Origin of the sequence: Streptomyces sp. NPDC005803 (genome assembly GCF_040630435.1) — a bacterium.
GTDB lineage: Bacteria > Actinomycetota > Actinomycetes > Streptomycetales > Streptomycetaceae > Streptomyces.
Genome location: NZ_JBEXXO010000021.1, coordinates 45,337 through 57,976 on the forward strand (window position 1 = coordinate 45,337; position 12,640 = coordinate 57,976).

Sequence of the window (12,640 nt, forward strand, 5' to 3'; positions counted from 1 at the left end):
TGCCGGGGCCGGCGGGCGGCCGCCGGCTCCGCGCCGGTGCGGGCGGCCCGCTCAGATCTCTTCCGGCTCCGCGCCCTGCCCCTTGGCCCTCTTCCCGACGACGACGGCCGCGGCCGCGGCGCTGCCCAGGAAGGCCAGGGCGACCATCCAGGGCTGGTCGAACGCGTGCCGGGTGGCGTGGTCCACGGAGTAGCGGCCGGGGCCGGTCAGCCCGATCGCGGCCGCGGTGAAGCCGAGGAAGGCCGGGTACTCGTAGCCGCCGCCCTGCGCGAAGAACCCCGCGGGGGCGTGGACGGCCACGGCTCCCGCCATGGCGCCCGCGGCGGCGGCTCCGGCCGCCGGAGTCGCCAGCCCCAGGGCCAGCAGGACGCCGCCGCCGGCCTCGCCGAGGCCGGCGGCGATCGCGCTGTGCTTCGGCGGATGGAAGCCCATGGCCTCCATCGCCGCCGTGGTGCCCTTGATGCCCCCGCCGCCGAACCAGCCGGCGAGTTTCTGGCTGCCGTGCGCGGCGAGCACTGCGCCGGTGCCGACGCGAAGGACAAGCAGGCCGAGGTCACGACGGTTGACGCTGCCCATGAGGGTCTCCGGAAGGGTTCGGGGGCCCGGCGCCGGAAGAAGGAGCGGGCCCGGGGTGCGGTACGGATCCACTCTCCGCGCGGCGACGCCCCGGCGGGAGGCGTTGGTACGCCGTCCGGGTGAGCCGGCTCGGGTACGTGACCTGTCGCACAGTGCGACGTACGCCATTGTGCAACTTGTTGCACAACCACGTTTCGGTGGTCTAGAACTGGCGTAACCACACCGCGCGAGGAGCCACCGCATGAGTCCGTACCCGCATCTGCTGAGCCCGCTCGACCTCGGGTTCACCACCCTGCCCAACCGGGTGCTGATGGGGTCGATGCACATCGGCCTGGAGGAGGTCGAGAACGGTTTCGAGCGCATGGCCGCGTTCTACGCCGCCCGCGCCCGCGGGGGCGTGGGCCTCATGGTCACCGGGGGCATCGCACCGAACGAGCAGGCCTGCTCGTTGCCCGGCGGCGCGAAGATGACCACCGAGGCGGAGGCGGCGCAGCACGCCCTGGTGACGTCGGCCGTTCACGCGGCGGGGGGCCGGATCGCCATGCAGATCCTGCACTTCGGGCGCTACGCGCACCACCCCGGCCTCGTGGCACCGAGCGCGATCCAGGCGCCGATCAGTGGATTCGTCCCGCACGCCCTGACCGACGACGAGGTCGAGTCGACCATCGAGGACTTCGTCACGGCGGCCGCGCTGGCGCGGAGCGCGGGGTACGACGGCGTCGAGATCATGGGCTCCGAGGGCTATCTGATCAACGAGTTCATCGCTTCGGCGACGAACCACCGCGACGACCGGTGGGGCGGGTCGTACGAGAACCGCATCCGCTTCCCCGTCGAGATCGTGCGCCGGGTCCGTGAGCGGGTCGGCAGTGACTTCATCCTGATCTACCGGCTGTCGATGCTGGACCTGGTGCCCGGCGGATCGTCGCTGGAGGAGGTCGTGCGGCTCGCCCGGGAGATCGAGGCGGCCGGGGCGACGATCATCAACACCGGAATCGGCTGGCACGAGGCCCGCATCCCCACCATCGCGACGTCGGTGCCGCGCGGCGCGTTCACCTGGGTCACCGAGAAGGTCCGCGGCGCCGTCTCCGTACCGCTGGTGACGAGCAACCGCATCAACACCCCCGAGGTCGCGGAGCAGGTCCTGGCGTCGGGCCGCGCGGACATGGTGTCGATGGCCCGGCCGTTCCTCGCGGACCCGGACTTCGTCGCGAAGGCGAGCGAGGGCCGCGCGGACGCGATCAACACCTGCATCGGCTGCAACCAGGCCTGCCTGGACCACATCTTCAGCGGGAAGGTCACCTCCTGCCTGGTCAACCCGCGCGCCTGTCACGAGACGGAACTCACGCTGTCGCCGACCCGTACCCGCAAGCGCGTCGCGGTCGTCGGGGCCGGTCCGGCCGGGCTCTCCTGCGCGGTGACGGCCGCCGAGCGCGGTCACGAGGTGACCCTCTTCGACGCGGCCGACGAGATCGGCGGGCAGCTGAACGTGGCGCGCCGGGTGCCGGGCAAGGAGGAGTTCGACGAGACGCTGCGCTACTTCCGCACCCGGCTGGCGGAGGAGAAGGTCGAGCTGCGGCTGGGCGCCGCCGTCGGCAGCGGGGAGCTCGACGGCTTCGACGAGATCGTCCTGGCGACCGGGGTCACCCCGCGCACGCCGGCGATCCCGGGCGTGGACCATCCGAGCGTGGTCAGCTACCTCGACGTGCTGCGGCACGGGGCGCCGGTGGGTGACCGGGTGGCGCTCGTCGGGGCGGGCGGGATCGGCTTCGACGTGGCGGAGTTCCTGACCGACGGCGGGGACGCGGCGAGCCTGGACCCGGAGGCGTTCTTCCGGCAGTGGGGCGTCGACACCGAGTACCGCGAGCGGGGCGGACTCGGCACCGCCGAGCGCCCAAAGTCGCCCCGCACCGTCCATCTCCTCCAGCGCAAGGCGAGCAAGGTCGGCGCCGGCCTCGGTAAGACGACGGGCTGGATCCACCGCACCGAGCTCCGGCACCGCGGCGTCACCATGCTCGCGGGAGTCGGCTACGACCGGATCGACGACGACGGACTGCACATCACGGTCGACGGCGAGCAGCACCTGCTGCCGGTCGACACGATCGTGCTCTGCGCGGGCCAGGAGCCCAGGCGGGACCTGTACGAGGAGCTGCTCGCAGCCGGGCGCCCCGCGCACCTGATCGGTGGCGCCGACGTGGCGGCCGAGCTGGATGCCAAGCGGGCGATCCGCCAGGGCACGGAACTCGCCGCCTCGCTCTGACCACGGCCTCCGAGGGCCGGACCGCCCCGTCCGGCCCTCCGGGGCTCCTTAGGATGCACCCCATGTCACTCCCGCACGCGATCCTCACCGCACTGCTCGAAAAACCTTCGTCAGGGCTGGAGCTGACCCGCAGGTTCGACCGGTCGATCGGCTACTTCTGGTCGGCCACGCATCAGCAGATCTACCGCGAGCTGGGCAAGCTGGAGCAGGCCGGGCAGATCCGTGCGCTGGCACCCGCCCAGCCGGCCCGGGGTCAGAAGAAGGAGTACGAGGTGCTGCCCGCGGGCCGCGAGGCGCTGTCCGCCTGGGTGGCCCGCCCGGAGGATCCGAAGCAGATCCGCGATCCGCTGCTCCTGCGGATGCGGGCGGCGGCGGTCGTCGGCGCGCCCGGACTCGACGCGGAGCTGCGCCGCCACCTCGCGCTGCACCGGCGCCGGCTCGCGGAGTACCTGGAGATCGAGGAACGGGACTTCCCGCCCGGGCGCGACGCGGCACAGGACCGGCTGCGCCATCTCGTGCTGCGCGGGGGCATCGATCTGGAGAACTTCTGGATCGGCTGGCTGACCCGGGCGCTGGCCGACAACGCCGGCGCCGCGGCCGCCGATCTCGGGTAGGTGCATCGGCCGGTGTACGCCGGCCGCTCGGAGCGGCCCTCGCCGCCGAGCCGGAAGTCGGACCGGGGGTTGCTACGAGCGGCCCGCCCGGATGCGTCGCAGGTGCCCGTGCCCGTGGTGGAGCGCGGCCCGCGGGCTCTGGATGACGACCCTCGACGGCACGCTCGGAGCGGGTTCGGCCACGGCCGCCTCGCCGGCGACCGTGGTCTGCGCCTGGGCGCGGCTGAGCAGGATCACGCCCCGTACGGCCGCCGCCGTGCCGAGCAGCGCCGGGACCAGGCTGATCGTCCCGCCCTGGAGCCGCTCCCCCAGCAGGGCCAGGCCGATCGCCGCCGCGGCGACCGGATTGGCGAGGGTGACGACGGCGAGCGGTGCGCCGAGGCCGCCCCGGTAGGCGGTCTGGGACAGGAGCAGTCCGCCCATCGCGAAGGCCGACACGAGCACCGCGACGACCACGAGGCGCACGCTGATCAGCGGGCCTGTGGTGTGGTCGGTGACGGCGACGGTCAGGGTCTGGGTCAGCGCGGAGGCGACACCCGAGGTGATGCCGGAGGCCGCGGCGTGGCGCAGACCGGGGCGCGCGCCAGGGCGGCTGAGCCCGGCGACGAGGGCCATGGTCGCGGCGCCGACGGCGAGCGCCTCGGTCAGGCTCAGCGTCTCGTGCGGAGCGGCGCCGCCCGCCGTCATCAGCAGGGCCCCCAGGCCCAGCAGGGTCAGGAGGGTGCCGCGCCATTCCGTCGTCGTGACCTTGCGGCCCGCGGCCCGCGCGCCCAGCGGTACGGCTGCGACCAGGGTGAGCGCGCCGAGCGGCTGGACCAGGGTCAGCGGGCCGTACTTCAGTGCGGCGACGTGCAGCAGGGCGCCGCCCGCGTTCAGCCCGACGGCCGCCCACCACGCGCCGCTGCCGAGCAGCCGGAGCGTTCCGGTGCCCGGTGCGGTGCGTCCCGCGAGCCGCGCCTGGGCCACCGCGGCCGAGGCGTAGGCGGCGGCGGAGACGAGCGACAGCGCGACGGCGACCAGGGTGGCGTTCATCGCCCGGTCCCGGAGGAGGCGTACGAAGAGGCACGGCCGGAGGCGTACGGCGCGGCGACGGCGTGGGCGGGCGCGCCGGCCACGGACGGCCACGGCAGGTGGGCCCGGACCGGTTCCGCGCGTGGCAGCCGCAGCGCCGCGAGGGCGACCGAAAGCAGTGCGGCCACCACGATCGAGTCCAGCCAGTAGTGGTTGGCGGTGCCGACTATGACGAGCAGCGTGATCGCGGGGTGCAGCAGCCACAGCCAGCGCCACCGCGAGCGGGTGGCGACGACGAGGCCGACGCCGACCATGACCGCCCAGCCGAAGTGCAGCGAGGGCATGGCAGCGAACTGGTTCGCCATCGAGTCGGCGGCCGGCGTGGATCCGTACACCGTCGGCCCGTAGACCTGCCCGGTGTCGACCAGGCCTGTCGCGGCGAGCAGCCGGGGCGGGGCGAGCGGGAACAGCAGGTGCAGGGCGAGGGCGGCGCCGGTGAGCACGGCGAGGACGCGGCGTGACCAGAGGTAGTGGCGCGGGCGGCGCCAGTACAGCCAGGCGAGGAAGAGCAGGGTGGCCGGGAAGTGCACGGTCGCGTAGTAGGTGTTCGCGAGGTGGATCAGCGTCTCGTCGTGGAGCAGCAGGCCCTGTACGGCACCCTCACCGGGCAGGTGCACGGCGCGTTCGAAGTCCCAGACGCCTCCGGCGTTGTGGAACGCCTCGTCGACGTGACCGTTGGCCGCCTGGCGGCCGAACTTGTAGATCACGAACAGTCCTACGACGAGAAGAAGCTCGCGGACGAGGGGCGGTCGGGCAGAAGTGTCCGGCTCCCGATCGGCGGGCCTGCTACCGGCGAACTTCATCCGGTGCCCCTTTGCTGACGATGCGGTGTTTCGGTGGCAGGAACGAGTCCCTGCCGTATCGATACGCCAGTGTACCGATACGGAGGCGTATCGGAACACTCGCGTATCGGTACACTGGCGTATCGAGGCACCTCGTCGCAGAATCGCAGAGAGGGAAAGCGCATGTCGTCGCAGCAATGGGCGCCGGAGCAGGCCACCGCGTCGCGCCGCTCGAAGATCACGCCGGAGCGGGCCCAAGAGCTCTACACGGCCGTGCTCGACATGCTGAGAGAGAGCGGCTACGAGTCGCTCACGATGGAAGGCGTCGCCTCCCGGTCCCGCTGCGGCAAGTCCACGCTCTACCGCCAGTGGGGATCGAAACCCGAACTGGTCGTCGCCGCACTCCACGGGACCCGGCGCGGGCTGCTCGGCCGGATCGACACGGGCACCCTGGCGGGGGATCTGCGGGAAGCGGCGCGCGCCATCGGCGAGGAGTCCGGACGCGACACCCCCCTGATGCTGGCCCTGAGCCACGCCGCGCTGCAGAGCCCCGAGCTGCTGTGCGCGCTGCGCGAGTCACTGATCCTGCCCGAGCTGGCGGCGATCGACGCGATGGTCGCGCGCGGCGTGGAACGGGGCGAGGTGGCCGCGGACAACCCGGCCGTGGAGTTCGTCTCCGCCCAGCTGCTCGGCGTGATGCGCGCCCGCCCGCTCCTGGAGGGCGCCTACGCGGACGAGACGTTCCTCGCCCGCTTCGTGGAAGGCGCCGTCTTTCCCGCACTCGGCCTCGACGCTCAGGCGTCCCGGCCCTGACAGACGTGGGCCGTCGTCCGAGCGGATGACGACGGTTCACCCGCGCCGCACCGTGGGGACGGGGGCGGCGCACACCCCGGCCGGCCGGTGACTTCTGCGGAAGTCACCGGCCGGCCGCGTTTCGGCAGAAGGGAAAGAGAACCCCCGCCCGCCCGACCCCTCCGACAGATGGGCAGGCCCGCCCCACCCCTCCGACACATGGGCAGGCCCGCCCGACCGCCCCTTTTCGTCCCCTTGACGATATGAACGCCGAGCCTTTATCGTCTCTATGACGAGAACAAGGGGGTCCCTCATGGCCGACATCACCCGGCGCTTCGGCTGGCGCCATCTGCGCTCCGCGCCCACCGCCCACATCCGCCACCACAAGCGCGGCGTGCTCGTTCACGACGGAGCGGGGCTGAGCTTCTGGTACCGGTCGCTGAGCGCCGCGCTCTCCGAGGTGCCCGTCAACGACCGGGAGCTGGCCATGGGGTTCCACGCCCGCACGGCCGACTTCCAGGACGTCACCGTGCAGGCCACCGTCACGTACCGGATCAGCGATCCGGCCGAGGCGGCCGCCCGCCTCGACTTCTCCGTCGACCCCGACACCGGTGCATGGCGCGGCGCCCCGCTGGAGCAGATCGCGACGCTGCTCACGGAGACGGCCCAGCAGCACACCCTCGACGTCCTGGCCCGCACTCCCCTGGCCGCCGCGCTGGTGGACGGGGTCGCCGCGGTACGCGAACGGGTGGCGGCCGGTCTGGCCGGCGAGCCCCGGCTGCCCGCCACCGGCATCGACGTGGTGGCCGTGCGCGTCGTGGCCATCCGCCCCGAGGCCGAGGTGGAACGCGCGCTGCGCACCCCCGCCCGCGAGCAGATCCAGCAGGAGGCCGACCGGGCCACCTACGAACGCCGGGCGGTGGCGGTCGAGCGTGAGCGGACGATCGCCGAGAACGAGCTGGCCAGCCAGATCGAGCTGGCCCGGCGCGAGGAGCAACTGGTCGAGCAGCGGGGCACCAACACCCGCCGCGAGGCCGAGGAGCACGCGGCGGCCGACGGTGTGCGCGCCGAGGCCGAAGCAGCACGCACGGTGCGTCTCGCCCGTGCCGAGGCGGAAGCGGCCCGTGAGGTCGGCGCGGCCCGTGCAGAGTCGCAGGCGGCCTGGCTGCGGGTGCACGGCGAGGTGGACGCCGCGACCCTGCACGCGCTGGCCGTCACCCGGCTCGCCGAGAACCTGCCGCGCATCGACAGCCTCACCCTGTCCCCCGACGTCCTCACCGGCCTGCTCACCAAGCTCGGCAGGGCCACGCCGGAGGCCCGGGCGTGAGTCTGGCCCCGCGGGCGGTCCTGGTCCACCGCACCACCGAGTACGAGGAGTTGCTGACCCGACACGGCACGCATGGCCAGGCGGCGTTCTTCCTCTCCAGCCGGGGCCGGTCCATCGACGAGGTGGCCCGGCGGCACGAACGTACCCGCCAGGCGCTGGCCGATGTGGCGGCGGCCGTTCCCCTCCAGTGGCGCCACTCGCGGGTGGAGCGGGCGGACCTGGACCGGTTCCTGTTCGCACCCGAGGACGTGGTGGTCGTCGTCGGGCAGGACGGGCTGGTCGCCAACGCCGCCAAGTACCTCTCCGGGCAGCCTGTCGTGGGCATCGACACCGACCCCGGCCGCAACCCCGGCGTCCTGGTGCGCCACCGGCCGGCCGACGCGGCCGCCCTGCTGCGGGCCGCCGTGACGCCGGGCGCACGGGCCGACGAGCTGACCATGGTCGAGGCGGTGGCCGACGACACCCAGCGGCTCCTGGCGCTCAACGAGATCTACCTCGGCCCCGCCGGGCACCAGACGGCTCGCTACCGGCTCGGCACCGGCCCTGCGGACTCCCCCGCCGAGTCACAGGCCTCGTCCGGCGTTCTGGTCGGCACGGGCACCGGTGCCACCGGATGGCTGCGCTCGCTGTGGCAGGAACGTCACAGCCCGCTCGCCCTGCCGGCCCCGACCGACCCCCGGCTGCTCTGGTTCGTACGGGAGGCCTGGCCGTCACCGGCGACGGGCACCTCGCTCGTCTCGGGTGAGCTGGGCCGGGGGCAGGGACTGCGGCTCACCGTCGAATCGGACCGGCTGGTGGTCTTCGGCGACGGCATGGAGGCGGACGCGCTGGAGCTGACGTGGGGCCAGACCGTGCGGCTCGGCGTCTCGGCCACCTCGCTGCGGCTGGCGGTGTGACCGGCGCGGGCGCGTCCGGTCCCCGTAGGCTCGACGCCCGACCCGGTCCGGCCCCCGCCAGGAGAGCGCCATGGATGCAGATGCCACACCCGTCCCGTCCCGCAACGCCCGACCGCCCGTGGCCCAGGCGGCCCTGGGGGTCGGCGTGCTCGTGCAGGACGGGCAGGGGCGGATCCTGCTGGGGCGGCATCACAGCGGCACCTGGGAGCTGCCCGGCGGCAAGGTCGATCCGACGCACGAGTCGATCGCGGCGGCGGCGGTGCGTGAGCTCCGGGAGGAGACGGGGCTGGAGGCGGCCGAGCGCGACGTACGCGTCTTCGCGATGCTGCACGACGCGGTCCACGGGATCAACCGGGTGACGATGGCCGCACGGGTGACCGTCGGGAGTGGCGCCGCGCAGGTGACCGAACCCCATCTCATCAGCGCCTGGCGATGGATCCGGCCCGAAGAGCTCCCAGTGCCGCTCTTCGACCCCTCGGCGCAGATCCTCGCGGCCTGGCGCCCCGATCTCGGCATCGCGCACCCGCCCGTGCACCGGCTGGACATCGCGACCGAGAACACACAGGCATAGCCCTATATCCATTAATCATTTGCCTAGGGCTCGTAGGCAGGGTTAGCGTCGTCGGTATGAAGGCCGTGACCGAGCAGGACATCCGCACATCGTTCGTCAATTGCTCCAAGGGAGAAGCGGGGCGTCTGCCGCTGCCCCGCGATCTCGACGAGCTGTCGTGGGACGACCTCGACTTCCTGGGGTGGCGCGACCTCTCCGCCCCGGGGCGCAGCTACATCGTCACCGAGCACGAGGACAAGCTGACCGGCATCTCGCTGCGCTTCCCCTCCCAGCAGCGCGGATTCCTCCACCGCAGCATGTGCTCGCTCTGTCTGACCACGCACCCGGGCAGCGGGGTGTCCCTGATGACCGCCCGCAAGGCGGGTCCGGCGGGGCGCGAGGGCAATTCGGTGGGCCTGTACATGTGCACCGACCTGGACTGCTCGCTCTACGTACGGGGGAAGAAGGCGGTGGCGTCGGGGGCTCGCTTCAAGGAGTCACTGACCGTCGAGGAGCAGATCGCGCGCACGACGGCCAATCTTTCGGCGTTCGTCGCCAAGCTCTTCGGCTGAGCCGGGCCCGTACGGCCGCGCCCGCCCCGGCGGTCCAGCCGTCGGGGCGGGCACGGGCGTGCGCGCGGACCGGCTAGCGCGCCGTGCGCGTGCCGTGCACCGTCGCGTAGTCCGGCGCCGCGTTCCGTCGTCCCTCGACACCTCCCCGCACGGCGCCCTGGTTCACCAGCCGGACCGCGTCGGGTCCGACACCGGTCTGCTCGGCGGTGACCGCCAGCGCGATGCTGTTGGCGCCCTGTGGCTCCAGGAAACCGGCCGGGATGACGAACTCCTTCTGCGGGCCGACGTTGTTGACGTACTGGCCGGTGTTCCAGCCGTTGACGAAGATCTGGACGCGGTACTTGTCCGCCTTCGCGCTGTCGTCGTCGATCCGCAGGCCTACCGCCGTGTCCGTACCCCTGGGAAGGTTCAGCCGGGCCGTGGTGCGGTACCACCGCACCCCGGGGCGGTCGCTCTTGAGCGAGCCGGTCCGTTCCCAGGACCCGTCCGGTGCGCCGGGCAGGTGCCAGCCCATGCGCTCGCCGTACAGACCTCCGTTGTTGTAGGGACCGCGTGCGGTGTCGGCGGGGTGCGGCCCGCCGAGGGCGCCCTGGATCCTCCAGTCGACCTTGCCCGCTCCGGCGATGTCGACGTCGGACAGGCCCCGGCCGCCCTTGGACCGGCCGTCGGAACTCCAGTCCTCGTACTGGCCCATGTTCCGGACCAGGACCGCGAGTACGGCGGGCTTGCCCGGTTCGGCCAGTCCGGCAGGGACCGTGTGGGTGGCGGTGCCGTCCCCCTGGGCGCCGAGGTAACGGCCGTTCAGCCAGACGAGAGCGTGTCCGGCGGTGCCGGTCTTCACCGTGACCTGGACCGTCCGGCCGGCGGCGGCCGGCGTGTAGTGGCCGCGGTACCAGGTGTCGCCCTCGTGGAAGCCGTACTCGTCGGTGTCCAGCACCACCCCGGAAACCGCGCCGGGCCCGTGCCGCGGATTGGCTGCCGTGGTCCGGTCCGCCACCGTCCAGTCCGAGTCGTCGAACGCTGTCGTGTGTTCGGGATCGGACCCCGCGGCGCGCCATGTGTCCAGGGCGGGCAGCGACACCTCCGCCGGGCCCGGCACGTCGGCGACGAGCGCTCCTGCCTCGTCCCGGCTCACCGCCAGGCGGCGTCTGTTCCAGGTGAGGCTGTCCACGCCGGCGGGGGCGAAGACGCGCACCCGCCCGGCCCGGCGGGTGTCGCCGGTCAGATCGAGCCGGGCGCCGGCGACCCGGGCCGTGCGGGCGAGTTCCGGCCCCAGGACCAGCACGTCGCTGCTCCCGGCGTCGAGCTGCCAGGTGGCGGCGACGCCCTCCCGGTCGGAGATCACGAGGGTGAGCACACGGTCACCGCCGCTCACGCGCACCGTCCGGGTGCCCTCGTGCACGTAGTTGATCCGCAGGTCGCCCCGCTCCGGGTCCCAGGTGGTCTCCACCGGCGCCCCGTCCAGGCTGGTGACCTCGGGCTTCTGCGCGTAGCGCAGCACGGTCTCGCCGTCCGTGCCCTTCGCGCCGTCGAGGACGAGCAGATCACGCCCGGCGTTCAGCCGGGTCAGCAGCTGCGAGGTGGAGTAGACGAGCCGGTGCGGCCCGAAGGCGTAGTCCGCGACGAGGGTCGCCGCGTCGCGCCCGCCCACGGTGATCGCGGTGCCCTGTTTCTGTGGGACGCGTGGGTAGGCGGCGGGCCCGGCGGAGGGGCCGGCCAGGTCGAGCGGGAAGGTGACGCGGCTGGTCGTGGTGTCGTCGGAGTCCGGGTGGCGCAGCGTGATCAGCCGCGTCCCGTTGCCCGAGACGGAGGTGTCGCCCGCCTTCTCGGTGGACAGGCGCTGCTGGGCCTTGACGGGGCCGCCCCCCGTGACGGTGACCGCCGGGGCGGTGACGGCCTGGGCGGAGGCGATCGGCTTCACGGCGTTCTGCAGGGAGCCGAACTCCTTCTGCACGGCGAGCTTGGGAGTGATCGCGCGGTTCTCGGCGATCGCCGCCCCGTAGTCGTAGGAGGTGAATCCGGAGCCGGGGTCGCCGGTCCAGCCCCAGTTCGTACCGCCGTACTCCATGTACGTGTTGAACATGGTGGCGCCGTTGGCCAGGTTGTTCACGGCGAACTGGCGGGTGAAAGCGGTGTCCGTGAACGTGGCGCACTCGTTCGTTTGGAAGTCGCGGCCCCAGGCGGTGAACGCGCCGCCCTGCCCCTCGGCGACGAAGACGGGCGTGCGGGGCGCGTAACCGCGGATGCGGGACTCGTAGTCCTTCAGCTGCCCCCGGCTGCCCGCGCAGTCGAAGCCCAGCGGGTAGGTGTCGAAGGCGTAGAGGTCCAGCCGGGAGCCGCCGGGCCCGCCCGGCACGTTCCAGCCGTGGCCGGTGCCGTAGTCGTTGTGGAACAGGGGCACGGTGATGCCCTGGTCGACGACGGCGCTCTGCAGTCTCTCGATGTAGTCGACGTGCTCGGGCGAGTTGTCGATCTGTTCGTTCTCGACCTGGTAGGCGATGACGCTGCCGCCTCCGTCGGTGATCTGGTGTCGGCGGATGATGCCGTTGACGGCCTTCAGCCACTCCAGGTCGGCCGCCAGGTTCTGCGGGTCGGCCGTGCGCTGCTCGCCCTGGTACGTGGTCATGTACGGCGGCAGGCCGCCCATGCTCACTTCGGCGTTGATGTACGGGCCCGGGCGGGCGATCACGTACAGGCCCTCCTGCTCGGCCATGGTCAGGAGCCGGTCGATGTCGCGGACCCCGCTGAAGTCGTACGTGCCGGGTTCGCCGGAGTGGTAGCCCCAGAAGAAGTACAGCGACACGGCGTTGAAGCCGGACGCCTTCAGCTTCTGCAGGACGTCACGCCACTGGTCGGGGCTCGGCAGCCGCCAGTAGTGGAACTCTCCGGACCACACGACCAGCCGCTCGCCGTCGACCTTGAGCGACTTCTCGTCCCAGGCGACGGTGTGGGGCCGGTGGTCGTTGCCCGGGAAGCGGTGGGGGACGGCCGACGCGGCCGCGGGGGCCCGCCCGGGCGGGCCGCTGGTGTGCGCGGACGCCGGCAGGGGCGAGGCGAGGGACAGCACGAGACCGGTGGCCAGGCCGCCGACGACGGCCCGCCGTCGTAAGACGTGCAGCCGGTGGGGGTGATGCGTCATGAACGCCCTTTCGCTGTGTGCTCATGGTGCCGCTCCGTGGGCCACGGAGCCGGTCGTGGTGAGC

The 12,640-nt window shown here is 72.8% G+C and carries 11 protein-coding genes; 7 read left to right on the plus strand and 4 right to left on the minus strand.

Going from position 1 to position 12,640, the window contains the following annotated elements:
• Positions 1-51 precede the first annotated feature (51 nt).
• On the minus strand, positions 52-576 hold the full coding sequence (locus ABZ454_RS27190) for a DoxX family protein (protein ID WP_359541705.1): 525 nt from the start codon (positions 574-576) through the stop codon (positions 52-54).
• Between the two features lie 241 nt (positions 577-817).
• On the opposite strand from ABZ454_RS27190, the gene ABZ454_RS27195 reads away from it, so the two are divergent.
• Positions 818-2,833, plus strand: a complete 2,016-nt coding sequence (locus ABZ454_RS27195) for an NADPH-dependent 2,4-dienoyl-CoA reductase (protein ID WP_359541708.1) — start codon at positions 818-820, stop codon at positions 2,831-2,833.
• A gap of 62 nt (positions 2,834-2,895) precedes the next feature.
• Positions 2,896-3,447, plus strand: coding sequence for a PadR family transcriptional regulator (locus tag ABZ454_RS27200; protein ID WP_359541711.1), 552 nt, complete (start codon positions 2,896-2,898; stop codon positions 3,445-3,447).
• A 72-nt stretch (positions 3,448-3,519) separates the two neighbouring features.
• Here ABZ454_RS27200 and ABZ454_RS27205 read toward each other — a convergent pair whose 3' ends face one another.
• Both ABZ454_RS27205 and ABZ454_RS27210 read right to left on the minus strand, forming a co-directional pair.
• The gene (locus tag ABZ454_RS27205; RefSeq protein ID WP_359541713.1) at positions 3,520-4,479 is read right to left on the minus strand and encodes a hypothetical protein; all 960 of its coding nucleotides are present in this window, start codon (positions 4,477-4,479) and stop codon (positions 3,520-3,522) included.
• The gene (locus tag ABZ454_RS27210; protein ID WP_356319729.1) at positions 4,476-5,321 is read right to left on the minus strand and encodes a phosphatase PAP2 family protein; all 846 of its coding nucleotides are present in this window, start codon (positions 5,319-5,321) and stop codon (positions 4,476-4,478) included. Before ABZ454_RS27210 ends, ABZ454_RS27205 begins: the two co-directional genes overlap by 4 nt.
• A 162-nt stretch (positions 5,322-5,483) precedes the next feature.
• On the opposite strand from ABZ454_RS27210, the gene ABZ454_RS27215 reads away from it, so the two are divergent.
• The 5 genes from ABZ454_RS27215 to ABZ454_RS27235 all read left to right on the plus strand — a co-directional run bounded on the left by ABZ454_RS27215 (position 5,484) and on the right by ABZ454_RS27235 (position 9,437).
• Positions 5,484-6,113 (plus strand): TetR/AcrR family transcriptional regulator, encoded by a 630-nt coding sequence (locus tag ABZ454_RS27215; RefSeq protein ID WP_359541714.1) that lies wholly within the window; start codon positions 5,484-5,486, stop codon positions 6,111-6,113.
• Between the two features lie 292 nt (positions 6,114-6,405).
• A complete protein-coding gene (locus ABZ454_RS27220) occupies positions 6,406-7,419 on the plus strand; it encodes an SPFH domain-containing protein (RefSeq protein ID WP_359541717.1) in 1,014 nt (337 codons plus the stop codon).
• Entirely contained in the window at positions 7,416-8,315 is a 900-nt protein-coding gene (locus ABZ454_RS27225; RefSeq protein WP_359541718.1) for a hypothetical protein, read from the plus strand. Before ABZ454_RS27220 ends, ABZ454_RS27225 begins: the two co-directional genes overlap by 4 nt.
• 70 nt (positions 8,316-8,385) lie before the next feature.
• Positions 8,386-8,886, plus strand: a complete 501-nt coding sequence (locus ABZ454_RS27230) for an NUDIX domain-containing protein (protein WP_359541719.1) — start codon at positions 8,386-8,388, stop codon at positions 8,884-8,886.
• Between the two features lie 56 nt (positions 8,887-8,942).
• Entirely contained in the window at positions 8,943-9,437 is a 495-nt protein-coding gene (locus ABZ454_RS27235) for an FBP domain-containing protein (protein WP_356322049.1), read from the plus strand.
• Between the two features lie 73 nt (positions 9,438-9,510).
• Here the strand turns inward: ABZ454_RS27235 and ABZ454_RS27240 are convergent, their stop codons facing one another.
• A complete protein-coding gene (locus tag ABZ454_RS27240) occupies positions 9,511-12,576 on the minus strand; it encodes a beta-galactosidase (RefSeq protein WP_359541723.1) in 3,066 nt (1,021 codons plus the stop codon).
• Positions 12,577-12,640: the final 64 nt, after the last annotated feature.